The sequence below is a fragment of the Bradyrhizobium sp. genome (assembly GCF_035935975.1).
Classification (GTDB): domain Bacteria; phylum Pseudomonadota; class Alphaproteobacteria; order Rhizobiales; family Xanthobacteraceae; genus Bradyrhizobium.
Genome location: NZ_DASYWN010000022.1, coordinates 99,480 through 125,907, shown reverse-complemented (window position 1 = coordinate 125,907; position 26,428 = coordinate 99,480). Strand labels below are relative to the sequence as shown.

The following is a 26,428-nucleotide window of genomic DNA, read 5'->3' as shown; positions in this document are numbered from 1 at the left end:
CCGCACGCTCAGAGCTTGAGCCTGACGTCGCAGATGTCGGGCTCGGTCGGGTCCGGCTTGACCTCGAAGCCGAGCTGCCTGCACATATCGAGCATCACGGTGTTCTCTTTGAGCACGTCGCCCGATATGACCTTCAGGCCTTCCGATCTCGCATAGTCGATGATCAACTGCATCAGGGCCCATCCAAGCCCCCTGCCCTTGAGATCCGACCGCAGCAGGATCGCATATTCGCCGCTCTCGTAGATCGAATCCGAATGGAGCCTGACGACGCCGACCATCTCGCCGGTGGCCTGTTCGAATGCGATGAACGCCATGGCCCGCGCATAGTCGAGCTGGGTCAGGCGCGCGATGAATTCGTGGGTGAACTCCTTCATCGGTGCAAAGAATCGCAGACGAAGATCGTGAGGCGTCACGTGACGCAGGAATTCGTGGATGGTCGGCTCGTCCTCGGGGCGCAAGGGCCGCACCAGGATGCGCCAGTCGTCCTTGAGCTTGAGGCGCCGCTCCCATTGAGAGGGATAGGCGCGAACGGCAAAATTGGCCGGGCCGGAGCCGGCGAATTTCCGCTGCGGCGGCCCCACCGCGACCCGGGCATCGACGGCGGTCACACCGGTTTCGTCCGCGAGCAGCGGGTTGATATCGAATTCGCGGATTTCGGGAATGTCGGCGGCCATCTGCGCCAGCTTGACCAGCACCATGGCGACGGCATCGGGCTTCACCGCCGGAACGTCCCGGTAGGCGCGCAGCAGCCGTGACACCCGCGTGCGGTCGATCAGGTCCCGGGCGAGCTGCAGGTCGAGCGGCGGCAGCGCAAGGGCCTTGTCATTGATGATCTCGACCGCGGTCCCGCCGCGACCGAAAACGACGACCGTGCCGAAGGTCGGATCGTCGGCAAGACCGAGGATCAACTCGCGCGCCTTTGCCTTGACTACCATCGCTTGCACGATGACGCCCTCGATGCGGGCTTCGGGGCGCAGCTTCCTCGCCCTGGCGAGAACGTCGGTGGCGGCGGCACGCACCGCATCCGGCGTCGTCAGGTTGAGCACGACGCCGCCGACGTCGGATTTGTGCACGATATCGCGCGACATGATCTTCAGGACGACGGTCCCGCCTCGTGCAAATATCTCTCCCGCGTGAGCAACCGCCTGCTCGACGTCGGATGCGGCGTAAGTCGGCACCATCGCGATGTCATAGGCTTCGAGCAGGTGCTTGATCTCGACGGGCTCGAGCCATTTGCGGCCGTCGGCAATGGCTGCGGCGACGATCTGCTTGGCGCCGCGCGCGTCGGGCACGAACGTGTCGGGCATCGCGGGAGGAACCTGGCTCAGCTCCTCGACCACTTCGCGGTGCCGGACCAGATGCATGAAGCCGCGCACCGCATCGTCCTCGGTCGGATAATTCGGAATACCAGCGTCAGAGAGCGCCTGGATGATGTTCTGATCCGCCCCGACCCAGGCGGCCAGCACAGGCTTGGCCCATCGGCCCTGCTTCTTGCGATATTTTCCAGCCAGCTCCGTCACGGTCACGGCGATATCGGCGGCCGAGGCGATCGCGGTCTGCACGTTGAGCACGAGGACCGCATCGTTGTCGGGGTCGTCGAGCAACACCTGCAACGCCGCGGCATAGCGTGCTGCATCGGCATCGCCGACGATGTCGACCGGATTTGCGCCCGACCAGGTCGGCGGCAGCACGGCATCGAGCTTCTTGCGCGCATCCGCCGAGATCGACGCCGGAACTCCGCCAAGCTCGACCAATCGGTCGATGGCGAGAACACCGATACCGCCGCCATTGGTGAGAATGGCGAGGCGCTTTCCGGCCGGCGATTCGACGCGGCCGAGCGTCTCGGCACAGTCGAACAGCTCGCGCAGATCGGAAACCCGCAGAATGCCCGCGCGGCGGAACGCCGCGTCATAGACGGCGTCGGCGCCCGCGAGCGCGCCGGTATGGGTTGCGGCCGCTTTCGCGCCTTGCGCCATGCGGCCGGATTTCACCACGACGACCGGCTTGACGCGTGCCGCGGCACGGGCCGCCGACATGAATTTGCGCGCGTCCTTGATGGCCTCGATATAAAGCAGGATCGCGCGGGTCTTGTGATCCATCGCGAAATAATCGAGCAGGTCGGCGATATCGACGTCGATCTGATCGCCGATCGTGACGATGCCGGAGAAGCCGACGCCGCGCTGAGCAGCCCAATCCACCATGCCGGCGGCGATCGCGCCGGATTGCGAGATCAGGGCAAGATTTCCCGCCCCGGGCATATGCGCGGCAAAACTGGCATTGAGGCTCACGCCGGGCATCATGATGCCCAGGCAGTTCGGCCCGATCAGCCGCATCCCGTATTTGCGGGCCGCGGCAACGGCCTCCTCCTGGAGCGATCCCGGCCCGTGGCCGAGCCCTGCCGAAACGATCAGCGCCCCCGCCGAGCCGCGACGCCCAGCCTGATCAATGATGCCGGGAACCTCCCCCGCCGGCGCGGTGATGACCACGAGCTCGGGTACGAAGTCCAGCCTGTCCAGGCTCTTCATCGCAGCGATCCCGGCGATCTCGGCATGGCGTGGATTGACCAGGCCGAACTTTCCCTGGAATCCGGCGTTGCGAATGTTCTCCAGAACGGCGCGTCCCACGGATAACGGACGGGAGCTCGCCCCGACGAGGGCGACCGAATGCGGCGACAGCAGGTTCTTTAAGCGATAGGTGGACATGACAACAAATGCGCCCGGTCGACGGCGGTTCCGCTGGTTGGAAGAATGAGGCCGGTAGATTTGCGACGAGCCTAGTGGGAGATCATAACCCAGCACGGTGGCTGGCCAATGACGGTCTTTGTCACACCGCCCCATACGATCTCGTTCAGGCGCGAATGACGGTAGGCGCCCATGACGATAGCATCGATGGCATTGGAATTCGCCCAGCTTCCCAGCACCTTGCCGATCGAGCTGCCGCTGCCCTTCGTGGTTTCGAACGAGGCAAGGACACCGTGTTCCCTCAGATGGCTGACGAGGGCGGCTCCGGATTGCTCGATCGCGTCGGTCTTGTCGTCCGCCACCGTCAGCACGCGGACCGACGCTGCAGCCTGAAGGATCGGCATCGCGTCGCCCACCGCCCGCGCCGCGCGCGCGGAGTGATCCCAGGCGATCATCACGTTCTCGAATTCGGGTCGCAGCGCGTCCACATGCTGTTCCGGGCAGAGCAGCAGCGGCCGGCCGGACTCGAACAGGAGCGTCTCGACGATGTGCTCGGTGCGGCTGTCATGCGGCTTCACAGGGAGCAGCGTGAGATCGCTGAAGCGCGCATGCTCGGCCAGCATCGATGCGATCTGGTCTTCCGGCAGCTTGGCCGATCGGCTTTGCCCCCGGATGTTCGCGCGAGAGACCGCACTCGTGAATGCGTTCAGGAAGAGCTGCATATCCCCCGCCGCGGCGTCGGTCGCGACGGAGGCCGCATCGTCGGGGCGTATCACCTGAGGACGCACGAAGACCTCGTCTTCGAGTGCAAGCGCGCTGATCCTGGCGCCGAGATCGGCAGCGACTGCCACGCATTTCTCGATCGCGGCAAGAGCCGGCCCGCGGGGCTGGCCGACAAGCGGCAGAAAGACGTCCTTGATGGGCATCGGAATTCTCCTTGGCCGACAGAATAGGATGGCTGGCGCGGAGACCCTTGATCCTCATCAAGCCTCGGGCAGGCTGCGCAGGGCGCGAGACGGGCATTGACCGAGGTCAAGGACTGGCCGCGCGCGTATTCTAAGGGTTAACCTGGTCGGCGGCTGCACCGCCTCCAACACATCTGGAAATGCCCGCACGGATGACAGACGATTCCGCGACCCAAGACCGGATCTTTGCGGCGCTTACCGATTCCGTCAGCCATCCGGACGTGAAGCGGATCGACACGCATGCCGCCACGGTCTTGCTCGACGGGACGCGCGCACTGAAGATCAAGCGGGCCGTGCGGTTTCCATTCCTCGATTATTCGACACTGGCGAAGCGCAAGGCGGCCTGCGACGAGGAGATCAGGATCAACCGGCCGCTCGCCCCGCAGATCTATCATCGTGTCGTAGCGATCACGGAGGAAGCGGATGGATCGCTGAAGGTCGATGGAAGCGGCCGGCCCGTCGAGTATGCGGTCGACATGTCGCGCTTCGACGAAAGCCGGACGCTGGATCATCTGGCGAAGACAGGCCCGCTGGATGCGAACCTTGCCTCGGCCGCGGCCGACGCCATCGTGGCCTCGCATGCGACAGCATCTCGCGCCGACGGCAAGGCATGGGTTTCCTCCATCCCCGGCCTCATCGACAAGAACAGTGACGGCCTGCGAAAAGGCCACGATCTCGAGGCTGAAGATATCGAACGGCTCGCGGAAGCCTCGCACGCGGCGTTCCTGCGCCTGCGGCCGCTGCTCGAACAGCGCGGCCGACAGGGGTTCGTGCGCCGCTGCCACGGTGACCTGCATCTTGCGAATATCGTGTCGATCGACGAGAAGCCGGTCCTGTTCGACGCCATCGAGTTCGATGCGCAAATCGCAACCGTCGACGTGCTCTACGATCTCGCCTTCACGCTCATGGACCTGCTGCGGCACGATCAACCGGTCGCAGCCAATATCGTCCTGAACCAGTATCTCGAAGCGACGCCGCCGGAAAATCTCGATGCGCTCTCGGCCCTGCCGCTGTTCATGTCCATTCGCGCTGCGATCCGCGCCCAGGTGGCGCTGGCGCGGCCGGGGACCGATCGAACCGGTATTGTTCGCGAGGCGCGCCGCTATTTCGATCTTGCCGTGGCACTGATGCACCCTCCCGCGCCCCGCCTGATCGCGGTCGGCGGATTGTCGGGCACCGGCAAGTCCGTCCTCGCCCGCGCGCTGGCGCCCCACGTCGCGCCGCAGCCGGGAGCAGTCGTGCTGCGCAGCGACGTCATCCGCAAGCAGCTGTTTCGGGTAGAGCACACCGACCGGCTGCCACCATCCACCTATCGGCCCGAGGTGACGGCCCGCGTCTACGATACGCTAATACAGCGCGCCCGGCAGGTGCTGGCGCAAGGCCATTCCGCCATCGTCGACGCCGTCTTTGCACGCGAGCCTGAACGGGACGAACTGGCCGCGCTGGCCAGGGCCTGCGGCGTGCCGCTCAACGGATTATTCCTGGTCGCCGACCTCGCGACCCGCCAGGCGCGAATCGGCGGCCGCCGCGGCGATGCATCCGACGCCACACAAGAGGTTGCCGCGCTGCAAGAGCACTATAATATCGGCGATATCGGTTGGGCGAGCATCGATGCATCCGGGACACAAGAGCAGACGCTCCAGCGCTGCCGGGACGCGATCGCAGCGGGTAGTTAAGGCGATTTGATTGGCGCGGGCAAGGATGGCGCGACCCACCAAGAATTCGACCGCGCGCGCCAAGCCTGTGGCGCGGCGTAATGTCCTGCCCGGCCGCCTCAGCCCCGGCATGGCCTGCGACACAGCATTCCGGATCATCGCCCGCCGCCACCTCGATGCCGTCCTCGCGCAGCACGACGGCACCCGCCGCGGCGACCCGGAGGCGCTGCACCAGATCCGGATCGCATTGACGCATCTGCGCACCGCAATCCGCTTCTTCTCGCCCATGGTCGATGACGGGCTACGCCCACAAGTCTGGACCGAGCTGAAATGGCTCAACAGCCAGCTCGGCATGGTCCGCGACCTCGACGTGGCGATCGACCGGGTCATCGCCGAGAGCGGCGGCGAGCTCGACGTGATAGCCGAGCTCCAGCATTGGGACGAGAAGCGCGCCGAGAGCCATCGCCTGCTGTCGCGTGCGCTGCAATCTGCGCGGTACCGCCGGCTGGTCGAGCAGACCTCGGCCTGGATCGAGAGCGGCCCATGGTCAACCCGGCGCAGCAAGGAGGCCATCAGGCTGCGCCGCCGCCCGCTCGCCGACCATGCCACGGCGCAGCTTACGGAGTGGGAAACGACGCTGCTCAAGAAGGCACGCAAGCTCCACAAGCTCGACGTCGAAAAGCGTCACAAGCTGCGGCTGCTCAACAAGCGGATGACCTATTCGGTCGAGTCGCTCGAGGACCTGTTCGCCGACGAATCCTTGACGAAGCAGAAGTCGATCCTCAAGCAATTGCGCAAGGCGCAAAAATCGCTCGGCCAATTGAACGACGATGCGCGCGGGCAGGCCCTGGCGGCCTCATTGAATGACGCCGCCCCCGAGGCAGGCATTCGCTTCCTCGACCGCAAGCGGGAAAAGAAGCTGCTCCGAACCGCCTCGAAAGCCTATCGGAAGCTGGACAAGGCCAAGCCGTTCCGCTCCTCCGATCTCGCGCCGAATGCGGCGCCCGAGGACTAAAGCATGATCCGGACCCGAAGGGCCGCGTTAGCGCAAACTGCGCAGCGGTTTTCCGAAAAGATCCGCTCAAAAAACAGCCTAAAGCGCGACGACGATTCATCCAAATCTCATCGCGCTTTAGGTGTGGACGTAGTCTCCCGGCGCGTCGGGCAGATCGCTCCCGATCTGAGGCGGTTCGCAAGGCACGCCTGAGCGCGCCGCCAGCCATCCGGCCCATTCCGGCCACCATGATCCCTCGACATGCGGCGCCAGCTTCAGCCATTCGTCCGGGCCGACATAGGGCGCATCCGCTGCCTTGGTCATGACCTGATAGCTGTGCCCAGGCTCGTCCGGGGGTGCGACGACGCCGGCATTGTGTCCGCCGCTGGTCAACAGGAAGGTCACGTCGGCATCGGCCTGATAGTGAATCTTGTAGACGGATCGCCACGGCGCGACGTGGTCTGCGAGCGTGCCGACCACGAACATCGGCGCATGGATGTCGGACAGCGAGATCGCCTTGTCCTCGACGCGATAGCGGCCCTCGGCCAGATCATTATCGAGGAACAGTTTGCGCAAATACTCCGAATGCATGCGATAGGGCAGCCGCGTGGCGTCGGCATTCCAGGCCATCAGGTCGTTCGGCGCCGCCGCTTCTCCCATCAGGTAATCGCGCGACAGTCGCGACCAGATCAGATCGTTGGAGCGCAGGAGCGCGAACGCACCGGCCATCTGCGAGGTGTCGAGATAGCCGCGCTGCCACATCACGTCTTCGAGGAAGGCGACCTGGCTCTCGTTGATGAAAAGCGTCAATTCGCCAGCCTCGGTGAAGTCGGTCTGGGCGGCCAGGAGCGTGATGGTGCCGAGACGATGATCGCCGCCGCGCGCCATGGCGGCCGCCGCGATCGACAGCAAGGTGCCGCCCAGGCAATAGCCGAGCGCATGGATCTTCCGGCCGGGCACGATGCTCCCGATCGTGTCCAATGCCGCCATCACGCCGCGTTTGCGATAATCGTCGAAGGCAACATCCCGGTCCTTCGCATCCGGATTGCGCCAGGAGATCGCGAACACGGTGAAGCCCTGATCGGTCAGGTATTTGACCAGCGAGTTCTGCGGCGACAGATCGAGGATGTAGTACTTCATGATCCAGGCGGGGACGATCAGGATCGGCTCTGGCCGCACCTGCGCGGTGGTCGGATGGTACTGGATCAGCTCAATCAGCTCATTGCGGTAGACGACCTTGCCGGGCGAAGCCGCGACCGCCTTGCCGACGACGAACTGCTCGTCGCCCGCAGGCTTCGAAACCGAAAGCATACGCATCAGGTCGCTGCACCAGTTCTGCCAGCCAAATACGAAATTCTCCCCGCCGCTCTGGAACGCCCGTTCCAGAACCTGCGGATTGGTGGTCGCGAAATTCGACGGCGCCATCATGTCGAGCATCTGACGGACCGCGAACTCGACGATGGCTTCATTGGCATGGGAGACGCCGCGCACGCCGGTCGTGGCATCGTGCCACCAGCGCTCCGTGAGCAGAAACGCCTGCGCCAACAGATTGAACGGCGCGACTTCCCACTGCGGATCCTTGAAGCGGCGGTCGCGCTTCTGTGGCTCGATCACCGACCACGGCTTTTGCGACGTCGCGTGCACGGCAGCTTCCAGCAATCTGCCGGTATCGCGAAGAACGTTGCGGGAAATGTCCATCTGGCGCTGCGGCGCCGCCGCAAGATGCGAGCTCCAGTCGAGCCAGGCGAGCGACAGGGCCACAGGTGAAATTCCGCCCGTGAAGCGGGCCAGCATCGCGTGGAACGCCCGGTCAACGGGATATGGTTCCGCAGGCCCGATATTGGCGGCAACCGGTTTCCCTGGAGACTTTTCGGGAATCGTCGCAGGGGCCTCCACGGCGGGATTGGCGGCGAGAGCCTGTGGCTCGTCGGCTCGTGGAAACATCTTCACGACGCTCATGGCTGAATGTTCCTGCAGGCTTACGTTCTATGTCGCCAGCAGGATACGGCCACGCTCCCGATGGGCGTTGAGCTGCATCAAATCCCGGCGGGAGATCACGATTTCGCAACCAGGACAAATCGGGTCTGGCGACTTGACTTGGGTCAAGCCGCATCCCGGCCACCGAGCTAGGTTTTTCGCATTGAAATTCGAAAGCCAGCGGAGTTCTCCATGCGCGCCCACCAGATCATGACCCGGTCGGTCATTTCGGTTACCCCCGACACCAGCATCGTCGAGGCGGCGAACATCATGCTGAAGCGGCACGTCAGCGGCCTCACCGTGGTTGACGAGACCGGAAAGCTGGTCGGCGTCGTCTCGGAGGGAGATTTCATCCGCCGCAGCGAGATCGGCACCGGGCGCAAGCGGGGACGCTGGTTGCGATTCATCCTCGGGCCGGGCCAGTCCGCCAGCGACTTCGTCCAGGAGCACGGCCGCAAGGTCGCGGAGGTGATGACCGCTTCGCCCATCACCATCACCGAGGACACCGCGCTGGCGGAAATCGTCGATCTCATGGAACGGAACAACGTGAAGCGCTTGCCGGTGGTCCGCGGCGACAAGGTCGTCGGGATCGTCTCCCGCGCCAACCTGCTCCAGGCGGTGGCAGGGCTCGCCCGCGAGGTGCCAGATCCGACCGCCGACGACGATCACATCCGCAGCCGCATCATCGACACCATGGAGAAGAACGACTGGTGCCCGTTCGGGCTGAACGTCATCGTCCGCGACGGTATCGTTCACCTCAGCGGCGTCATCACCGAAGAGCGCGCGCGGCAGGCCGCGGTCGTCGCAGCCGAGAATGTCGAAGGCGTGAAGAAGGTTCACGACCATCTCTGCTGGGTCGACACCATGTCAGGCGTCTATCTGAACTCGCCCGAGGACGATGATCTCGCCAAGGCGAGCTGAGACGAGCCGCGGACCAGGCCTGGCTTAGCGGGGAATGACGGCGGTGGCTTCGATCTCGACGCGCGCCGCCTTCTCGACCAGGCGGACGACCTGAACGAGCGCCATCGCCGGATAATGCGCACCGAAGATGGCGCGGTAGACCTTGCCGAGTTCCTTCAGGTTCGCCAGATACTCGTCCATATCGACGACGTACCAGGTCAGGCGCACGAGGTGCTCGGGCCGCGCGCCGGCTTCGGCCAAAATCGCGGCAATGTTGCTCAGGGTCTGGCGGACCTGCGGGACAAAGCCATCTGCGAGACGCTCTTCGACATCCCAGCCTATCACACCGCCGGTGACGACGATCCGCCCCTCGGCGGCCATGCCGTTGGCATAGCCTTTCGGCACCGGCCAGCCGGACGGCTGCAGCACCTTCACCGTCGAACTCGTGTCGCCCTCGGCTGCGGTCGGCAGCACCGCGAGCTGCGGGCCTTTCGGCGTCGTCACGGACAATTCTCTATCCCTCTCTCATTCCGCCGCGACGCCTGAGGACGTCGCTGCGGCCTGCGCCAGTTGCCGCAAGGCAAAGCGCTTCAATTTGCCGGTCTCGGTCTTCGGGAGCTGCGTCACGAACTCGATCGCACGCGGATATTTGTACGGCGCGATCTCGCGTTTGACGTGCTCCTGCAGTTCGACGGCGAGCTGAGCATCGGGCGTCACACCGGGCGCGGCGATGACATAGGCCTTCACGATCATCCCGCGCGCCTCGTCCGGTGCACCGACGACACCGCACTCGGCGACGGACGGATGCGTCAGCAGCGCCGCCTCGACGTCCGTGCCCGCGATATTGTAGCCCGCCGACACGATCATGTCGTCGGAGCGCGACTGGTACCAGAAATAGCCGTCGGCATCCATCATGTAGGTATCGCCGGTGATGTTCCAGCCATCCTGGACGTACTTTCGCTGCCGCTCATCGGCGAGATAGCGGCAGCCGGTCGGTCCGCGCACGGCGAGGCGTCCCATCGTGCCTGGTGGCACGTCGGCACCGGAATCATCGACGATCTTCGCCTCGTAGCCTGGCACCGGCTTGCCAGTCGCGCCCGGACGGATCTCGTCCTCGGTCGCGCTGATGAAGATGTGCAGCATCTCGGTCGAGCCGATGCCGTCCATCAGCTTGATGCCGGTCGCCTTGAGCCAGGCGTCGAATGTCGGCTTGGGCAACGTCTCGCCGGCGGAGACGCATTTTCGCAGCGAGGAGATGTCGCGACCGGGAAGCTTGCCGATCATAGCGCGGTATGCGGTCGGCGCAGTGAAGCAAACCGTGGTCTTGTACTGCTCGATCGCCGTCAGGATGTCGTCCGGTGTCGTCTTCTCGAGCACCACGAAGGAGGCGCCGATGTGCATCGGAAACAGCACGCCACCGAAGCCGAAGGTGAAGGCGAGCGGTGCCGAGCCGACGAAGCGATCCTTCTGCTCGGCCCGCAAGATGTTGCGCGCGTAGCCGTCACACACCGCCAGCATGTCGCGGTGGAAATGCATGGTGCCCTTGGGATCGCCGGTCGTGCCCGACGTGAAGGCAATCAGGCAGATGTCATCGGCGGCGGTATCGACTGCCCTGAACTCCGGGCTCGCATCGGCAATGAGCGCCTCGAGCGAGTCGGCAGCGCCATTGCCCCAGTAGACCACGTGCTTGAGACCGGGCGCAGCCAGCTTCGCCTTGTCCATCTCGTCGGAGAGCTTTCCGTCGCAGAGCGCGAGCGTGATCTCCGCCTTCTGGATCGGATAGGACAGCTCCTTGGCGCGCAGCAACGGCATCGTCGCCACGCAAATTCCGCCGGCCTTGATCACCGCCAGATAGGTCGCAACCATCATCGGGCTGTTGGCCGATCTGAGCAGCACACGACCGCCGGATACGAGGCCCAGCTTGCCGACCAGCACGTTGGCGATGCGGTTCACCAGCGCTTGCAGCTCGCGATAGGTGTAGCTGACGGCGGGGCTGATGACGCAGGGGGCATCGCCATGCCCCTCATCAACCCAGCGGTCGAGGAAATAGCTGACGCAGTTCAATCGCTGCGGATAATGCAGCTCCGGCCGCGTGAAGATGAACTCGGGCCAGAGTTCGCGTGGCGGCAGATGCTGCCGTGCGAATGTATCGACGTGGGCCGTCGCAGCGTCTCCGCCGTTCGCACCCGTCACCTGAACCTTGGCGGCGTTGGCCATCGCACGCTCCTTTGCGCATGGAAAGCACCCGGCAGCACTATCTGGAAAAACATTTTAGGCTTAAAATAATTCGACGCAATAGCGGATTTTGGGCGTCCCGTGCTTTTTCTTGTGGCGATGATGAATCGGCGGGACCGGCCCGACGGCAAGCTCAGGGACGGCGGCGTGCGGCCGATTTCTGCGCAGAGGCCTTGGTCTTGGCGAGGAGACGCATCAGCTCGCGCACATCCTTCGGCGTCAGGTCGCCGAAGAGATCGGCAATCCAGGTCTCATGCTCGGCGGCCATCCTGCGGAATTCGGCGCGGCCGAGCTTTGTGAGGCGGATCACCTGGACCCGGCGGTCGGTCTCCGAGGTGCGCCGGTCGAGATGTCCGGATTCCACGAGACGCTCGACCAGGCCGGTAACGTTGCCGTTGGACACCATCATGCGCTTGGAGACGTCGGACAACGTCATGCCGTCAGGCGCCTTGTCGAGCTGCGCCATCAGGTCGAAACGAGGCAACGTGACGTCGAAGCGCTGTCGTAGCCGACCGCGCACTTCCCCCTCGATCAGGGTCGTGCAGGTGAGCAGGCGCAACCACAGCCGAAGCTCTTCGGCATGGTCCTCTGGCGTCTCGACGGCCTTGGTCTCGGAATCGAGCATTTCGGTGCAATCACTCACGGGCGGCATTGGCGCCGGCACGGATTCCCCAACGTTTTGAGCTTCAAATAAATCGGCGCCGGCCGCAAGTCCAAAGCTGCAACAATCGACCGCACGTCAATTTCTTTAGGCTTCAAATAATTGGCGTGCCGCTTGCATGCGCACTCCCTCGCGGGATGGCGACGCCTTGAGCTTGCTTGCCGCGGCAGCCATCATCGGCATAAGCTTGGAATTGGAGTACGCGGCCTGCAACGCAGGCCGATCGTCACGAGGGACAGATCATGAAAACGCAATTGACCCTGACCGCGGCCGCCTTGCTGCTCGGCACCGCAATGAGCCCCGCCCTCGCCCAGGAGAAGATCAAGCTGGGCGTGATCGTGACCCTGTCGGGCCCCGCCGCCGCGCTTGGCCAGCAGGTCCGCGACGGCTTTGCGCTCGGGGTGAAGGATCTCGGCAGCAAGATGGGCGGCCGCGATGTCGAGGTCGTCGTAGTCGACGACGAACTCAAGCCGGACGCAGCGGTGACCAAGGTCAAGGGCCTGCTGGAGCGCGACAAGGTCGACTTCGTGGTCGGCCCGATCTTCTCCAACATCCTCCAGGCGATCCACCGGCCGGTGACGGAATCGAAAGTGTTCCTGATCAGCCCCAATGCAGGCCCCTCGACCTTTGCCGGCAAGGACTGCAATCCGTTCTTCTATGTGACGTCGTACCAGAACGACCAGGTCCACGAGATTCTCGGCAAGGTCGCGCAGGATCGCGGCTACAAGCGCATGTACCTGATGGTGCCGAACTATCAGGCCGGCAAGGATTCGGTGGCCGGCTTCAAGCTCGACTACAAGGGCGAGATCGTCGAGGAATCCTACATGCCGCTGAACACGCTCGACTTCCAGCCGGAGCTCTCTAAGATTTCCTCGCAGAAGCCTGATGCGCTGTTCACCTTCATGCCAGGTGGCCTCGGCGTCAATCTCGTCAAGCAGTACCGGCAGGCGGGCCTCGCCGACAGCATCCCGGTGCTCTCGGCCTTCACGGTGGATGAATCGACCCTGCCGGCGCAACAGGATGCGGCGGTCGGCATGTTCGGCGGCGCAAACTGGGCGCCCAATCTCGACAATCCCCAGAACAAGAAGTTCGTCGGCGCCTATGAGGCCGCCTACAACGTCGTGCCCGGCACCTACGCCTTCCAGGCCTATGACGCCGCGATGCTGATCGACAGCGCGATCAAGGGCGTGAAGGGCGACCTCTCGAACAAGGACGCCGTCGGAGCCGCGCTGAAGAAGGCCGAGTTCACCTCGCTACGCGGCGCTTTCAAGTTCAACACCAACGGCTATCCGATCCAGGATTTCTACCTGACCAAGGTCGCCAAGCGTCCGGACGGAAAATTCCAGACCGAGATCGTCCAGAAGGTTTTCGAGAATTACGGCGACCACTATGCCAAGGACTGCAAGGCGAACTAAGGTCGCGCGTCGCGTTAAGGGAGGACTCCAATGAGCAGCGAAATCACCGGCATCACGCGAGCCAATGAGGGGATCCAGGGCATTTCCTGGAATATCCTCGGCCAGACCTATGTGCCGAAGAGCAAGACCGAGCACAGCTTCTCCTGGCACGCGACCTTGCCCCCAGGCACGTTCGTGCCACCGCACATCCATCCCGATCAGGATGAGTATCTCTACATGCTGGAGGGCAAGCTCGATTTCGTGCTGGGCAATTCGGAGGCGCAGGCGACCGCCGGCGATCTGATCCGGCTCGGCATGGGCGTGCCGCACGGCATCTTCAACAAGTCGGAGCAGACCGCAAAGGTGCTGTTCTGGGTCTCGCCAACCAAAAAGCTGTTCGACCTGTTCTGGGGCCTTCACAACATGAAGGAGCAGAAGCCGGAGGACGTCGTGGCGATGGCCGCCGAGTTCAACATCCACTTCCTGCCGCCGCCTCCCGGCGCCGGCTAAAACTATTTAGGCGCGCACCGCCGCAAGTCCCGGGACTGCGGCGAAGCCGGCCTTGGTGGCGTAGCCACGCACGATCGCCTCGCGCTGGGAATAGCTCAAGACATTATCGACATTGTCGAAGCCGTCGGGCGCAAGCTGCTCGACGGCGTCGATGACGCCCTCGGGGCCGCCGCGCCGGTTAGAGCGGACGATCTCGGCCGTCATCGGCAGGCGCTTCTTCTCGTATTCCATCAACGCCTGGCGCGGATGCTCGGCGCGCACCAGTGCGTCGGCCAGGCAGCGCGCATCGAGGATCGCTTGCGAGGCGCCGTTCGAGCCGACCGGATACATGGGATGAGCAGCATCGCCGAGCAGCGTGACGCGTCCCGATGACCAATAGGGCAAGGGATCGCGGTCGCAGGTCGGATATTCGTAGAACTCCGGCGTGGCCGAGATCAGGCTCTTCACGTCGATATAGGGCACCGAGAAGCGCGCCACATGCGGCATCAGCTCCTCGCGCCGGCCCGGCCGCGACCAGTCCTCCCTGCGCGGCGGCGGCGCATTGCCCTCGCCGACCTTCACCAGCACCGCCCAATTGGTCAGACGGCTCGCAGGGCTCGATCCCTCCGCGATCGGATAGATCACCACCTTGGCATTGAGGCCACCGGCCACGATCATCGACTTGCCGGTGAGGAACAACGGCCAGTCGCGCGCGCCGCGCCACAGCATCAGGCCGTTCCAGCACGGCGGCCCCTCGTTCGGAAACAGCGTGTCGCGCACGCGCGAATGAATGCCGTCGGCGCCGATCAGGATATCGCCGCGCGCGGTGTGGATGTGCGCGCCGGCGCGATCGAAGAAGTAGGCGGTGACGCCGCCTTCGTCCTGCGTGAAGGCGCCAAGGCGGCAGCCGGTATGAATCGCTTCGTGCCCGAGCCGCTCCTCGACCGCACGATGGATCACGCCTTGAAGGCGGCCGCGGTGAATCGAGAATTGCGGTACATCGTGGCCGGCATCGACGCCGCGCGCTTCGCGCCAGACTTCCTGGCCATGGCGGTTGAGATAGTAGAGCTGGTCGGTGCGGATCGCGACGTCGTCGAGCTTCTGAAGAAGTCCAAGGCCGGCAAGCTCGCGCATCGCATGCGGCAGGGTATTGATGCCGACGCCAAGCTCGCGAATGGTGTCGGCCTGCTCGAAAATCTCGCAATCGAGGCCACGCGACCGCAGCATCAATGCCGTGGTGAGACCTCCGATACCGCCACCGACGATAATCGCCTTCATCGCCCTTACTCCACTCAATACACAGGCAACGGGGTTAACGTCGCACGGGCAGTCGCTCCGCCGCAAGCGGCATTGTCACCTCCGCCCTGCCCTCGGGCCGGGTCTTGGGCTTAGCCTTAATTGCACGCAAAGCCGGGGCTCAGTCGCCCCTGAAGACCGGCTTGACCTTGTTGGCAAAGGCCTCGAACGCGCGCTCGAAATCCGCCGTGGTCATGCAGAGGGCCTGGGCAACCGCCTCCGCCTCGATGGCTTCCTCCACCGACATTGCCCATTCCATCGCCAGCATCCGCTTGGTCATGGTGTTGGCGAAAGTCGGCCCTTCCGCGACCTGCTTTGCCAGCAGCTGCGCCTGGGGCAGCACCTGCTCCGGCGTCAGGATGCGGCTGAAAAAGCCCCACCGCTCGCCCTCCTCGGCGGTCATGAACCGGCCAGTGTAGAGCAACTCGGAGGCGCGGGACTGCCCGATGATCCGCGGCAGGATCGCACAGGCGCCCATATCGCATCCGGCAAGACCCACCTTGTTGAACAGGAACGCGACCTTGGTCCCGCTCGCGGCAAGGCGCATGTCCGACGCCATGGCGATGATCGCGCCAGCACCGGCGCAGATGCCCTCGACCGCCGCCACGATCGGCTGCGGGCACGCCCGCATCGCCTTGACGAGATCGCCGGTCATCCGCGTGAAGGCGGTCAGCCCCTTGGTGTCCATCTTCACGAGCGGACCAATGATCTCGAAGACATCGCCGCCGGACGAAAAATTGCCGCCAGCGCCGGTGACGACGATGGTCTTGACCTCGTCGTCGAAGGCGCAGGCGCGGAAGAAATCGGTGAGCTCGCGGTAGCTCTCGAAGGTCAACGGGTTCTTCCGCTCAGGACGATTGAGCGTCACGGTCGCAACACCATCGACCACGGCCAGCAGGAAGTGCTGCGGCGAATAATCGGCGATCGGCACGGTCACGGGATTGGCGGGTCTGCTCATGCGTTGTCCTTTTCCTTGTTCCGAGCCGCTAGATTTCGCCGCCGGCAACGGCAATCGCCTGACCGGTGATCGCACTGGCGCCCTCGCCGCACAACCAGAGCACGGCATCCGCGACCTCCTGAGGCGAGATCAGCCGCCCCTGCGGATTGTGCTTGGCGAGCTCGGCAATCGCCTGCTCGCGGGTTCGCCCCGTCTTCTTCATGATGTTGTCGATGCTGCCCGCGACCAGATCGGTATCGGTGAATCCGGGGCAAACCGCATTCACGGTCACGTTGCTCCCGGCCATTTCGAGTGCGAGGGAACGCACGAGGCCTACCACCGCGTGCTTGGCGGCGACGTATGCGCTGACATAGGCATAGCCCTTGAGCCCCGCCGTCGAGGCAACCGCAACGATGCGCCCGTAGGGACGACCCTTCATGCCCGGCAGAACGCCCTGAATGGCATGAACCACGCCCATGAAATTGACATCCATCATGCGCGCAAACAAGGCGCTGTCGGACTTCGCAAATGGCGCGGATTCGGCGCTGCCCGCATTGGCGACCAGGATATCGATCGGCTTTCGCGCATGCGCCTCGGCGATCGCGGCTTTCATCGACGCTTCATTCGACACGTCGGCTATGGCTGCAAAATGTGCAGCACCCGCGCTGACCGCCTCTTCGAGAGTAGCGGCGTTCCGGCCCAACACCGTTACGGTAGCACCCGCGCCGACCAGAGACGCCGCAATCGCGCGGCCGATGCCGCGGCCACCACCAGTCACCAGCGCGTGTGGCGAGTGCGGCAATCCGGACATGCGCGAGCTCCCTGGAATTCTGCTGATCGTTCTTCCGATATATTTTAACCTTCAAGCTTTTGCAACGCGTGCGCCGATCGACGCTGCAAATGCCCCGCGCAACAGACCGGCCCGAAAATTGCTTTAAGTATAAAATTATCTCTTCCCATCCCTCACAAGCCTGTTAGCATCGCCTAGCCAAGCCAAAGGATGTCGCGTGCCGCAGCCTTCGCCAATGATAACAAAGGACGGACGCTTCGCCTACGAAGCCGCCGGCGATCCGGGCGCGATACCCCTGATTTTCCTGCATGGCATCGGCGGTGCGGCGCGGGCCTGGCGGCAACAGCTTGCCACATTCAGCGGCCGCTTCCGCGCGATCGCATGGGACATGCCCGGCTATGGTGGATCGGCGCCGCTCGCCAGCGTCAGCATCGCTGCCCTTGCCGATGCACTCCAGCAGTTCATCGAGCAGCTCGGCGCGAGCGAGCCGATCCTGGTCGGCCATTCCATCGGCGGCATGATCGTCCAGAAATGGCTGGTGCAATCGCCGAAGCTCGCGCGCGCGGTGGTGCTCGCGCAAACCAGCCCGGCCTTCGGCAAGGCCGACGGCGACTGGCAAAAATCGTTCATCGCAGCGCGGCTTGGGCCGCTTGATCGCGGCGAAACGATGAAGTCGCTGGCACCTTCACTGGTGAAGGAACTTGTGGGCGACGATCCTGATCCTGAGGGAATGGAGCTTGCGCGCGCGTGCATGGCAAGCGTACCCGAGGCGAGCTACCGCGCCATGATGCTGGCTTTGATCGGGTTCGATCAGCGCAACACGCTCAAGGACATTTCCGTGCCGACGCTGTTGCTGTCCGGCTCCAAGGACAATAATGCGCCCGCGCCGATGATGGCGAAGACGGCGACTTACATTCCTGCCGCTGAATATGTCGAGCTGGCCGGCGTTGGTCATCTCGCCAACCTTGAACGTCCCGGCGCCTTCGACAAGGCTCTCGGTGGCTTCCTCGACTCTGTCGCTGCAAAACACGGATGACCGCGCCATGACCATGCAAGTCAGCAAGACCATCGGCGCAACTGGCAAGGTCGCGCTGGATGCGCCGATCTTCGATCCCGTGGCATTCCGCCTGAACGACGAGCAGGCCGACATCATCGCCCGCGCCCGCGAGATCGGCCAGAGCGTGTTCGCGGGCCGCGCCGCGACCTACGATCGCGAGGCGGTCTTCCCGACCGAGAACTATCGTGACCTGCACCGCGTCGGCCTGCTCGGCATCGCCGTTCCCAAGAAGCATGGCGGGCTCGGTGCGAACTATCAGACCTATGCCCTGGCGGCCGCCGAGATCGGCCGCTATTGCGGCGCCACGGCGCTCACCTGGAACATGCATGTCTGCTCGACCTTATGGTCGGGCCCGCTCGCCGACGATCTCGACATGGACGCGGAGACCCGCGCCGAGCACGAAAAGCGACGCGCAGTTCACTACAAGCGTATCATTGAGGATGGCGCGATCTACTCACAGCCCTTCTCGGAAGGCGGCGCAGCGGCAGCGGGCGGGGTCGCCTTCGGCACCGAGGCAAAACCCGTCAAGGGCGGCTGGATCGTCAACGGCAAGAAGATCTTTGCCTCGCTCTCCGGCCACGCCGACTATTACGGTGTGCTCTGCACCGAGATCGAGGAAGGCGAGAAGGCGTCGCGCCGCAATACTCTCTACCTCGCGATCTCCGCAAAATCGGAAGGCGTCTCGGTCGTCGGCGACTGGGATCCGCTCGGCATGCGCGGCACGGTCTCGCGAACGCTGCTGTTCAAGGATGTGTTCGTGCCGGAGGATTCCGCGCTGATGCCGCGCGGCGTCTATTTCCAGGCGGCGATGCGCTGGCCGCACATGTTCCTGACGCTGTCACCGACCTATATGGGCCTCGCGCAAGCCGCCTATGATTTCACCGTGCGCTATTTGCGCGGCGAAGTGCCGGGCATGCCGCCGGTCAAGCGGCGGATGTATCCGACCAAGCAGATCGCGGTCGCGCAGATGCAGATCAAGCTGGAGCAGATCAAGGGAATCTGGTTCCAGGCCGTCACCGAAGCGTGCGCCAATCCGAGCAAGGAACAGGTGCTCCGCGCCTACGCTGCGCAGTATTCGGTCATGGAAGGCGCCAATGAACTCGCGGCGCTCGCGATCCGCACTTGCGGCGGGCAGGCCATGCTCCGCTCGCTGCCGCTGGAGCGAATCTATCGCGACAGCCGCTGCGGCTCGCTGATGCTGCCCTGGACGGCCGAGCTCTGTCTCGACCGGATCGGTCGCGAGGCGCTTTACGAGACCGGCGAGACGGACGACTGACGGTGGATCTCTGCAGTCTGATCGATCGCAACGCGGCGTTTTCGCCAGACAAGACAGCCATCGCCTTCGAAGGGGAGCGGCTGAGCTACGCGGCCTTTGCGGCACGCATCGAACAGACCGCGACAGCCCTGAAGCAGGAGCTTGGCGTCGGCCGCGGCGACCGCGTCGCGATCCTGAGCCTGAACCGGCCGGACTACCTGGTTCTGCTCTACGCATGCGCGCGGCTCGGCGCGATGCTGGTGCCGCTGAACTGGCGGCTGGCCGTCGCCGAGCAGCTCTTCATCCTCACTGATGCCGGCGCCAAAGTCCTGGTGCTCGAGCAGGCGTTCGAGGGGGTTCTTTCCGAACTCGCGCCGGGCACTGCCGTCATCGGCCTTGATTTCGTGCCGCCGCGCGGGACGACGTTTGAAAGCCTGCTGGCCCGCGGCGAGGGCAATGGCCGCAATCCGCACACTGATCTCTCCTGCCCGCTTCTGATCGTCTACACCTCAGGAACGACCGGGCGGCCGAAGGGTGCGGTGCTCCGGCAGGAGGCGCTGTTCTGGAACGGCGTCATGAGCCAGCACATGCACAACATGACGTCCGACGATCATGTGCTGACGGTGCTTCCGTTCTTCCACGTCGGCGGCCTCAATATCCAGACCACCGCAGCGCTCCAGCTCGGCGCGACTGTTACGATCCACGCCCGCTTCACCCCGGATAGCGCGCTCGCCGCGATCGAACGCGAGCGGCCGACACTGACGGTGATGGTGCCCGCGATCATCCAGGCCGTGAGCGAGCATCCCGCCTGGGCGACGACTGACCTCTCATCGTTGAAGGCTGTCGCCACCGGATCGACTATCGTGCCGCCGCACCTGATCGACCGTTTCGTTGCACGCGGCGTTCCCGTGCTCCAGGTCTACGGCTCGACCGAGACCTGCCCCATCGCAGTCTACACGCGCCTGGGCGGCGATCTCTCGCGTGCGGGATCGACCGGACTTGCCGGCCTGTGCTGCGAAGCGAAGATGATCGATCAGGCCGGCAATGAAGTACCTGCTGGCACGCCGGGCGAGATCGCGGTGCGCGGCCCCAACGTGTTCTTCGAATATTGGGGCAATGCGGACGCCACGCGCGATGCGCTTCACGATGGCTGGTATCGCACCGGCGATATCGGCCTGTGCGACGCCGACGGCTATTTCTGGGTCCGCGATCGCAAGAAGAACATGATCATTTCCGGCGGAGAGAACGTCTATCCGGCCGAGGTGGAGCGCGTCCTGCTCGAACACCCCGATGTCAGCGAATGCGCCGTGATCGGCCGGCCCGATCCGCGCTGGGACGAAGTCCCGATCGCCTATGTCATCCGGCGATCCGGCTGCAGGCTCGAAGCGGATGAGCTGAGAGCGCACCTTCAGGCACAGCTCGCGCGCTACAAGGTGCCGCGCGACATCGTCTTCGTCACTGACCTGCCGCGCACGGCACTGGGCAAGGTCCAGCATTTCCTGCTGAAGCAGCTTGATGCGCAATCGAGGGCGCAAGGAGAAGCATCTTGAAGATTGCGGTTCTGGGTGGGGGAAACGGCTCTTTCGCGGCCGCAGGCGATTTTGCGCTGTCGGGCCATGAGGTCCGGCTCTGGCGCCGCGATGCCGATCAGGTCGCAGCACATCGCACGGCCGGCTCGCGCATCCTGGTGAAGGATCATAACGGCCGGCACGATGTGAAGCTTGAGCTGGTCACGACCGACATCGCCGAAGCCGTTAGCGGCGCAGAGCTGATCCTGTGCCCTGCCCCCGCCTTCGCGCAGGCTGACATTGCTCGCCAGCTTGCGCCGCACCTGCGCGACGGCCAGGTCGTATTCCTGCCGCCGGCGACATTCGGCTCGATGATCTTCGCCCAAGCAGCACGGGATGCCGGCAACCACGCCAAGGCGAGCTTTGCCGAGACGGGTACGCTGCCCTGGTTGACCCGCAAGCACGGGCCGTTCGAGGTCGCGATCACCATCCGCGCCAAGCGGCTGCCCGTCGGCGTGTTCCCGCTCGACCGCGCGCCACATGCACTTGAAGTGATCGGACGCGCCTTCCCGGATGCCATCGAGCCTTGCGGAGATGCGTTGTCCGGCGCGCTGATGAACGCCGGTCCGATCATCCATCCACCGCTGATCGTGATGAATGCAGGTCCGATCGAGCATTTTGAGCGTTGGGACATTCACAAAGAAGGCACGCAAGCCGCGATCCGCCGGGTGACGGACGCGCTGGATGGCGAGCGGATCGCCGTGCGCGAGGCGCTCGGATATGGCGCGCCGCATTTCCCGCTGGCGCACCATTACGCGAAGGAAGGCGAGATCTGGATGTATGGCCGCGGCTCGCATGACCGGCTGACCGATTCCGGCGACTGGCGTGAGCGGATCGTTCTGACCGAGCACCGCTATATGCGCGAGGATTTGCGGCTCGGGCTGTCGCTGCTGGTCTCAGTCGCCGGCCTGGCCGGCGTGGCCACGCCGCTTGCAAAGGCATTCCTGGCTATTGGCGGCGCGGTCTGCGACGAGGATTTTGCACAGGGCGGCCGAACGCTCGAGACGCTCGGGCTAGGTAAGCTCGGCAAGGCCGAACTCCAAACGCTTCTTCGCAAGGGATTTTGACCGATGACCAGCCGCGCCAACATTGCCTGTCTCGGCGCCGGCCGCATGGGACGCGGCATCGCCGTCGCGTTCGCCTACGCGGGGCATCCGGTCACGATGATCGACATCAAGGCTCGGTCAGCGGAGGATTTTGCCAAACTGGAGGCAGACGCGCTCGGCGAAGTCAGGACAACGTTTGCAAGCCTCTCGAAGCTGGGGCTGCTGACCGAAGCGGATGTCGACCCGCTCATCGCACGCGTGTCGGTGGTGCCGGCGAGCCAAAGCGGCGCAGCGCTCGCCGAGGCCGGAATGGTGTTCGAGGGGGTTCCTGAAGTCGTCGAGCTCAAGCGCGAGGTGCTGGGGACGGCTTCAAGGCAGGTCGGCCCGGACACGATCATTGCATCGACGACCTCGACCATCCTTGTTGACGATCTCTCGGGCGCGATCGTCAATCCCCGCCGTTTTCTCAACGTGCACTGGCTGAATCCGGCCTATCTGATCCCGCTGGTCGAGGTTTCGCCCGGCAAGGCCACCGATCCCGCCATTATCGACGAGGTCAAGGCGCTGCTGGAGGGCATTGGCAAGAAGCCCGTGGTCTGCGCAGCGACGCCCGGCTTCATCGTTCCTCGCATCCAGGCGCTGGCGATGAACGAGGCAGCGCGCATGGTCGAAGAAGGCGTCGCAAGCGCCGAGGAGATCGACAAGGCGATCCGCTACGGCTTCGGCTTCCGCTACGCCGTGCTGGGATTGCTCGAATTCATCGACTGGGGTGGCGGCGACATTTTGTACTATGCGAGCCGCTATCTCGAAGGCGCGCTCGGCAGCGACCGCTATCGCGCGCCTGAAGTCATCTCACGCAACATGCATGAAGGGCGGATCGGCCTGCGAACGGGTGCGGGCTTTCTCGACTATTCAGGCATGGACGTCGATGCCTATCGCGTAAAGCGCCTCCAGGCCATGGTGGACCTGCTCAGGCACTTCGACCTGGCTCGCCCGCCCGTGCTCGATCGCGGCTAACCGAAGACGTCCTGAAGCACGCCTTCCCGCACGACTGCGACGCCATCAAGCTCGATGGTCGTTCCCATCATCGGCAAATCGAAGTGACCGGCCGTGTAGCGGCCGGCGAATTCGTTCGCGCCGGTCGAGAACAGGAAGTTGCCGGAGACGGCGCGAATTTCCGTGCCGTTGGTGTCGCGCTGATCGTACATCGACAGCGCCTCGTAGCGAGCACCCGGATTCATGCCGAAACCGACATGCGAGACCGCATAGGCCTCGCGATCGCCCCAGGCAGCGAGATAGGCGCGCATCATCGCGGCGTCTGTGCCCTCGCCCTCCAGCTCGACGACATAATCGTCCTTCAATGTCATCTTCACCGGTGAGGTCAGGTAGCGCTTGAAGGTCAGGTTGATGTCGCCGGGCGCCATCACCAGCGTGCCGTTGATCGTTCCGCTCTTGGGGAAGCTGACGACGATGCCGCCGGGCCAATGCGCCAGCGTGCCGGGCTTATCGGTCCAGCCCCACACGCCGACCGTGGACGCACCGACCATGTCGACATCAAGCGCCGTTCCGGCCTTCGAGGTGACCCGCATCCGCTTGGTCCCGCGCAGCATCTTCGCGGCCGCACGAACGCGCTTCTCCAGCGCGGCATCCGGCACCATGCGCTCCAGAGCCTCCGGATGCTCGTTGGAGATCACCAGAATGCGTGCACCAGCCTTGAGGATCTCCGGCGTCTCCACCGCGTGCATCAGGCCCTCGATGGTGCAATCCACGACAAAGCCGGCCTGCTGAAGCGCGGTGATGACCGGACCAAGCTTCTGAATCGCCTCGCTCGCCCCCGTCGAGCGAACCGGAACGATGTTCCGATTGCGCGGCGTCGGCATGACGACGTGAAACGGCTTCGCTCCCATTCGCAGCAAGGCCAGCTCCGCCAGATGCACGTTCAGCGCGCGCGACTGGGTTTCCGAGAGGATAGCGGCGGTATCGCCGGCCTTGACGGCACAGCGCTCAAAGATCTCGCAAAACGCGTCGATCCATTTTGCCTCGATGCGATCGGCCAACATGGTTCACTCCCGGTCTTCTGGTTTCTTGTTCGTCAGATCACGCCTCGGGGAAGCCCCGTAGGAGGTAGGATCGCACGGCGCCCAACAGGCCGTTCAGGATCAATCCCAGCAGCGAGATCGTGATCAGCGGCACGAACATGTCGACAGCTTGGAAGGTCCGGGCCGCGGTGACGAGCGCGTGACCCAATCCGTCCGTCGACGTGATCATCTCGGCCAGAAACACCACGATGCAGGAAATGACAAGGCCAATCCGGCAGCCTGTGAGAATCGACGGCATCGCCGCCGGTAGCACCACCTTGAACAGGACCTCGTAGCGTGGCGTACCCGCTGCCATGGCCGACCAGATCAGCTTCTGCTCGACGGTCGAGGCGCCGTAATAGGTGGACAGCAGAATGGGAAACAGCGCGTCCGCCGCGACCAGCGTGATCTTCGATCCGTGGCCAAAGCCGAGCAGCAGCAGCAGCGCCGGATAGAGCGCAACCTTCGGCAAAGGAGCCAACACCCGAACGATTGGCCTAACCACGGCATTGATCGCGGGACTGGCGGCAGCGGCGATGCCGATGCCGACGCCCAACACGACCGCGATCGCAAAGCCGGCAAACAGCCGGATCAGGGTCGCCGCGATCTCCTGCTGAAACGTCCAGGTCAAGAGCTGCTGGAACAGCCGGCTGAAGACGTATCCCGGCGGCGGCAGCAGGACCGCAGGCGCAAAGCCGAATGACACCAGGCCCTGCCACAGCGCGATCACGAGCACGATCGGCGCGAGCCCGAGAATGAGGTTTGCCGGGAGAAGGCGCGATGTCATGAGAAGCTCAGTGGCATGTCGAACTGAGGCTCGGACCAGCGCACCAGCCGTGCGCGAACCCGCTCGAAGATCGCATCGAGGCAAATTCCCATCGCCCCCACGATGATGATCATCGCGAAGACCGTGTCGTACTGGCCCATGTCGAGCGCATTGAACAGGATGTTCCCGGCACCGGACTGGCGGGCGATCATCTCGCTGGTGATCATCGTGATCAGCGCCAGCACGAGCCCGGTACGGCACCCGGTCAGGATTTCCGGCAGCGCCGCCGGTAACACGATCCGCACTAGGCGTTGCAGCGGCAACAGCCCCATGGCGGCGCCCGACCACAGCATCTTCTCTTCGACCGCCTTGGCGCCCTCAAAGCTATGATAGATCACGGGCAGGCTGACGCCGAGGAAGATCACCAGCGTCTTCGTGACGTCGCCGACGCCCAGCCACAGCATGATGATCGGCATCAGGGCCGCCTTCGGCACCGGGTAGATCACCATGAGCAGCGGGTTGAAGAAAGCCGCGACGGCTCGGCTCCGCCCCATCAACAGGCCGAGCGGAATCGAAACCAGCACAGCTATGCCGAATCCTATCGCCATACGGCGGAGCGAGGCGAGGATGTTGATCAACGACTCCTTGTCACCGAGGATGTCCGGGATCGCGCGGATTGCCTCGAGCGCGGTCGGGAAGCTGTCGTTCTTCAGCACAAGCGAGGCGACCTGCCACGCTGCAAGCAACCCGATGCAGGCAATCACCGGAGCGGCGCGCTTGACTATGGCAGCCGGCGAGATCATGAAGCGGACCCGGCCTGGTCGCTCTCGTCGAACATGCGTTCGATGTCGACGACGTATTTCTGGTAACGCGGGTCGAGCAAGAGCTCGTTACGCCGGCGCGGCCGCGGCAGATCGATGTCGATCACCTGCCGGATGCGGCCGGGCGATTTCGACATCATCACGACCTTGTCCGACAGGAAGACCGCCTCGTCGACCGAGTGGGTCACGAACAGCACCGTCTTGCGGTCGCGCTCCCAGATGTTCAGGAGATCGTTCTGCAGGCGCGTCCTGGTATGAGCGTCCAGTGCGCCGAACGGCTCGTCCATCAGCAGGACTTCGGGATGGTAGGCCAGCGTCCGGGCCAGCGCCACGCGCTGCTTCATGCCGCCCGACAGCTCCTTTGGATAGAAATTCTCGTAACCCTTGAGACCGACCATCTCGATCAGGGCCCGGCTCTGCGCTTCCGCTTCAGTTGCGCGCACGCCTTGCTGGCGCGGGCCGTACATCACGTTACCCAGCACGGTCTTCCACGGGAATAGAGCGAACTCCTGGAACACCGGGCCGCGATCCGGCCCCGGTCTCGTGATCGCTTGTCCCTTGATCTTCGCCGCGCCGCTGGTCGGGCTGACGAAGCCGCCAACGATGTAAAGCAGGGTCGACTTGCCGCAACCGGACGGACCGAGGATGGAGACGAAGGCGCCCTCCTCGATCGTCAGTGAAATGTCCGATAACGCCAAATGGTCCTTGCGCGCCGAGGTCTGAAAAACCTGCGAGACGCGGTCGATCTCGATGATCGCAGAAGCCGGCTTTTGCAACGTCACCGGGCTCACCCATTCATTCGATCGCGAAGGCACTACCTTCATCACGTCTCTCGTCTCACTCGCGCGCGGACATTACTCAAC

At 64.1% G+C, this 26,428-nt stretch carries 23 protein-coding genes; 10 read left to right on the top strand and 13 right to left on the bottom strand.

Going from position 1 to position 26,428, the window contains the following annotated elements; translation table 11 throughout:
• Window positions 1–8 precede the first annotated feature (8 nt).
• On the bottom strand, window positions 9–2,702 hold the full coding sequence (locus tag VGR99_RS10550) for a bifunctional acetate--CoA ligase family protein/GNAT family N-acetyltransferase (RefSeq protein WP_326898278.1): 2,694 nt from the start codon (window positions 2,700–2,702) through the stop codon (window positions 9–11).
• A gap of 71 nt (window positions 2,703–2,773) precedes the next feature.
• Complete coding sequence (locus VGR99_RS10545) at window positions 2,774–3,607, bottom strand: universal stress protein (protein ID WP_326898277.1); 834 nt, start codon at window positions 3,605–3,607, stop codon at window positions 2,774–2,776.
• 191 nt (window positions 3,608–3,798) lie between these two features.
• On the opposite strand from VGR99_RS10545, the gene VGR99_RS10540 reads away from it, so the two are divergent.
• Together VGR99_RS10540 and VGR99_RS10535 are read left to right on the top strand one after the other, a co-directional pair.
• Window positions 3,799–5,322 carry an AAA family ATPase gene (locus VGR99_RS10540; RefSeq protein ID WP_326898276.1) on the top strand — a complete coding sequence of 508 codons (1,524 nt, stop codon included), beginning with the start codon at window positions 3,799–3,801 and terminating at the stop codon, window positions 5,320–5,322.
• A 25-nt stretch (window positions 5,323–5,347) separates the two neighbouring features.
• Window positions 5,348–6,316 carry a CHAD domain-containing protein gene (locus VGR99_RS10535; protein ID WP_326898275.1) on the top strand — a complete coding sequence of 323 codons (969 nt, stop codon included), beginning with the start codon at window positions 5,348–5,350 and terminating at the stop codon, window positions 6,314–6,316.
• Between the two features lie 117 nt (window positions 6,317–6,433).
• On the opposite strand, the gene VGR99_RS10530 is transcribed toward VGR99_RS10535, so the two are convergent.
• Complete coding sequence (locus VGR99_RS10530; protein WP_326898274.1) at window positions 6,434–8,254, bottom strand: PHA/PHB synthase family protein; 1,821 nt, start codon at window positions 8,252–8,254, stop codon at window positions 6,434–6,436.
• A gap of 210 nt (window positions 8,255–8,464) precedes the next feature.
• Here VGR99_RS10530 and VGR99_RS10525 point away from each other — a divergent pair, with 210 nt between their 5' ends.
• The gene (locus VGR99_RS10525) at window positions 8,465–9,193 is read left to right on the top strand and encodes a CBS domain-containing protein (protein WP_326898273.1); all 729 of its coding nucleotides are present in this window, start codon (window positions 8,465–8,467) and stop codon (window positions 9,191–9,193) included.
• Between the two features lie 24 nt (window positions 9,194–9,217).
• On the opposite strand, the gene VGR99_RS10520 is transcribed toward VGR99_RS10525, so the two are convergent.
• From VGR99_RS10520 to VGR99_RS10510, 3 genes are all read right to left on the bottom strand, one after another.
• Entirely contained in the window at window positions 9,218–9,676 is a 459-nt protein-coding gene (locus VGR99_RS10520) for a RidA family protein (protein WP_414645104.1), read from the bottom strand.
• A gap of 21 nt (window positions 9,677–9,697) precedes the next feature.
• On the bottom strand, window positions 9,698–11,389 hold the full coding sequence (locus VGR99_RS10515) for a benzoate-CoA ligase family protein (protein WP_326898271.1): 1,692 nt from the start codon (window positions 11,387–11,389) through the stop codon (window positions 9,698–9,700).
• A 151-nt stretch (window positions 11,390–11,540) separates the two neighbouring features.
• Window positions 11,541–12,059 carry a MarR family transcriptional regulator gene (locus tag VGR99_RS10510; protein ID WP_326898270.1) on the bottom strand — a complete coding sequence of 173 codons (519 nt, stop codon included), beginning with the start codon at window positions 12,057–12,059 and terminating at the stop codon, window positions 11,541–11,543.
• Between the two features lie 251 nt (window positions 12,060–12,310).
• Between VGR99_RS10510 and VGR99_RS10505 the strand changes: the two genes are divergently transcribed.
• A complete protein-coding gene (locus tag VGR99_RS10505; protein WP_326898269.1) occupies window positions 12,311–13,483 on the top strand; it encodes an ABC transporter substrate-binding protein in 1,173 nt (390 codons plus the stop codon).
• Between the two features lie 30 nt (window positions 13,484–13,513).
• Window positions 13,514–13,972 (top strand): cupin domain-containing protein, encoded by a 459-nt coding sequence (locus VGR99_RS10500; RefSeq protein ID WP_194403459.1) that lies wholly within the window; start codon window positions 13,514–13,516, stop codon window positions 13,970–13,972.
• A 6-nt stretch (window positions 13,973–13,978) separates the two neighbouring features.
• Here VGR99_RS10500 and VGR99_RS10495 read toward each other — a convergent pair whose 3' ends face one another.
• The 3 genes from VGR99_RS10495 to VGR99_RS10485 form a co-directional block, all read right to left on the bottom strand.
• Window positions 13,979–15,229, bottom strand: coding sequence for a flavin-dependent oxidoreductase (locus tag VGR99_RS10495; RefSeq protein ID WP_326898268.1), 1,251 nt, complete (start codon window positions 15,227–15,229; stop codon window positions 13,979–13,981).
• Window positions 15,230–15,368: 139 nt separating this feature from the next.
• Window positions 15,369–16,205, bottom strand: a complete 837-nt coding sequence (locus VGR99_RS10490) for an enoyl-CoA hydratase family protein (RefSeq protein WP_326898267.1) — start codon at window positions 16,203–16,205, stop codon at window positions 15,369–15,371.
• 28 nt (window positions 16,206–16,233) lie between these two features.
• Window positions 16,234–16,995 carry an SDR family oxidoreductase gene (locus VGR99_RS10485; protein WP_326898266.1) on the bottom strand — a complete coding sequence of 254 codons (762 nt, stop codon included), beginning with the start codon at window positions 16,993–16,995 and terminating at the stop codon, window positions 16,234–16,236.
• A gap of 196 nt (window positions 16,996–17,191) precedes the next feature.
• On the opposite strand from VGR99_RS10485, the gene VGR99_RS10480 reads away from it, so the two are divergent.
• From VGR99_RS10480 to VGR99_RS10460, 5 genes are read left to right on the top strand one after another with little or no spacing between them, the layout of a single operon-like run.
• The gene (locus VGR99_RS10480; RefSeq protein WP_414645103.1) at window positions 17,192–18,010 is read left to right on the top strand and encodes an alpha/beta fold hydrolase; all 819 of its coding nucleotides are present in this window, start codon (window positions 17,192–17,194) and stop codon (window positions 18,008–18,010) included.
• A 7-nt stretch (window positions 18,011–18,017) separates the two neighbouring features.
• Window positions 18,018–19,307: an acyl-CoA dehydrogenase family protein gene (locus tag VGR99_RS10475; RefSeq protein WP_326898264.1), complete on the top strand. Its 1,290-nt coding sequence runs from the start codon at window positions 18,018–18,020 to the stop codon at window positions 19,305–19,307.
• 2 nt (window positions 19,308–19,309) lie between these two features.
• Window positions 19,310–20,836 carry a long-chain fatty acid--CoA ligase gene (locus tag VGR99_RS10470; RefSeq protein WP_326898263.1) on the top strand — a complete coding sequence of 509 codons (1,527 nt, stop codon included), beginning with the start codon at window positions 19,310–19,312 and terminating at the stop codon, window positions 20,834–20,836.
• Window positions 20,833–21,921 (top strand): NAD/NADP-dependent octopine/nopaline dehydrogenase family protein, encoded by a 1,089-nt coding sequence (locus tag VGR99_RS10465; RefSeq protein ID WP_326898262.1) that lies wholly within the window; start codon window positions 20,833–20,835, stop codon window positions 21,919–21,921. The genes VGR99_RS10470 and VGR99_RS10465 overlap by 4 nt, the downstream gene beginning before the upstream one ends.
• A 3-nt stretch (window positions 21,922–21,924) precedes the next feature.
• Window positions 21,925–22,917, top strand: a complete 993-nt coding sequence (locus VGR99_RS10460) for a 3-hydroxybutyryl-CoA dehydrogenase (protein WP_326898261.1) — start codon at window positions 21,925–21,927, stop codon at window positions 22,915–22,917.
• Here the strand turns inward: VGR99_RS10460 and VGR99_RS10455 are convergent.
• From VGR99_RS10455 to VGR99_RS10440, 4 genes are read right to left on the bottom strand one after another with little or no spacing between them, the layout of a single operon-like run.
• Window positions 22,914–23,960 (bottom strand): peptidase M29, encoded by a 1,047-nt coding sequence (locus tag VGR99_RS10455; RefSeq protein WP_326898260.1) that lies wholly within the window; start codon window positions 23,958–23,960, stop codon window positions 22,914–22,916. The two genes, VGR99_RS10460 and VGR99_RS10455, sit on opposite strands and share 4 nt — an antisense overlap.
• A 37-nt stretch (window positions 23,961–23,997) precedes the next feature.
• Window positions 23,998–24,765: an ABC transporter permease gene (locus tag VGR99_RS10450; RefSeq protein WP_326898259.1), complete on the bottom strand. Its 768-nt coding sequence runs from the start codon at window positions 24,763–24,765 to the stop codon at window positions 23,998–24,000.
• Complete coding sequence (locus VGR99_RS10445; RefSeq protein WP_326898258.1) at window positions 24,762–25,547, bottom strand: ABC transporter permease; 786 nt, start codon at window positions 25,545–25,547, stop codon at window positions 24,762–24,764. Before VGR99_RS10445 ends, VGR99_RS10450 begins: the two co-directional genes overlap by 4 nt.
• Window positions 25,544–26,389, bottom strand: a complete 846-nt coding sequence (locus VGR99_RS10440) for an ABC transporter ATP-binding protein (protein ID WP_326898257.1) — start codon at window positions 26,387–26,389, stop codon at window positions 25,544–25,546. The genes VGR99_RS10445 and VGR99_RS10440 overlap by 4 nt, the downstream gene beginning before the upstream one ends.
• Between the last annotated feature and the right edge of the window lie 39 nt (window positions 26,390–26,428).

Coding starts and splice junctions, on each gene's coding strand:
- VGR99_RS10530 (WP_326898274.1), bottom strand. CDS start 8,254: ATGAGCGTCGTGAAGATGTTTCCACGAGCCGACGAGCCACAGGCTCTC.
- VGR99_RS10525 (WP_326898273.1), top strand. CDS start 8,465: ATGCGCGCCCACCAGATCATGACCCGGTCGGTCATTTCGGTTACCCCC.
- VGR99_RS10460 (WP_326898261.1), top strand. CDS start 21,925: ATGACCAGCCGCGCCAACATTGCCTGTCTCGGCGCCGGCCGCATGGGA.
- VGR99_RS10535 (WP_326898275.1), top strand. CDS start 5,348: ATGGCGCGACCCACCAAGAATTCGACCGCGCGCGCCAAGCCTGTGGCG.
- VGR99_RS10500 (WP_194403459.1), top strand. CDS start 13,514: ATGAGCAGCGAAATCACCGGCATCACGCGAGCCAATGAGGGGATCCAG.
- VGR99_RS10540 (WP_326898276.1), top strand. CDS start 3,799: ATGACAGACGATTCCGCGACCCAAGACCGGATCTTTGCGGCGCTTACC.
- VGR99_RS10545 (WP_326898277.1), bottom strand. CDS start 3,607: ATGCCCATCAAGGACGTCTTTCTGCCGCTTGTCGGCCAGCCCCGCGGG.
- VGR99_RS10510 (WP_326898270.1), bottom strand. CDS start 12,059: ATGCCGCCCGTGAGTGATTGCACCGAAATGCTCGATTCCGAGACCAAG.
- VGR99_RS10475 (WP_326898264.1), top strand. CDS start 18,018: ATGACCATGCAAGTCAGCAAGACCATCGGCGCAACTGGCAAGGTCGCG.
- VGR99_RS10515 (WP_326898271.1), bottom strand. CDS start 11,389: ATGGCCAACGCCGCCAAGGTTCAGGTGACGGGTGCGAACGGCGGAGAC.
- VGR99_RS10485 (WP_326898266.1), bottom strand. CDS start 16,995: ATGTCCGGATTGCCGCACTCGCCACACGCGCTGGTGACTGGTGGTGGC.
- VGR99_RS10450 (WP_326898259.1), bottom strand. CDS start 24,765: ATGACATCGCGCCTTCTCCCGGCAAACCTCATTCTCGGGCTCGCGCCG.
- VGR99_RS10505 (WP_326898269.1), top strand. CDS start 12,311: ATGAAAACGCAATTGACCCTGACCGCGGCCGCCTTGCTGCTCGGCACC.
- VGR99_RS10445 (WP_326898258.1), bottom strand. CDS start 25,547: ATGATCTCGCCGGCTGCCATAGTCAAGCGCGCCGCTCCGGTGATTGCC.
- VGR99_RS10495 (WP_326898268.1), bottom strand. CDS start 15,229: ATGAAGGCGATTATCGTCGGTGGCGGTATCGGAGGTCTCACCACGGCA.
- VGR99_RS10550 (WP_326898278.1), bottom strand. CDS start 2,702: ATGTCCACCTATCGCTTAAAGAACCTGCTGTCGCCGCATTCGGTCGCC.
- VGR99_RS10490 (WP_326898267.1), bottom strand. CDS start 16,205: ATGAGCAGACCCGCCAATCCCGTGACCGTGCCGATCGCCGATTATTCG.
- VGR99_RS10455 (WP_326898260.1), bottom strand. CDS start 23,960: ATGTTGGCCGATCGCATCGAGGCAAAATGGATCGACGCGTTTTGCGAG.
- VGR99_RS10440 (WP_326898257.1), bottom strand. CDS start 26,389: ATGAAGGTAGTGCCTTCGCGATCGAATGAATGGGTGAGCCCGGTGACG.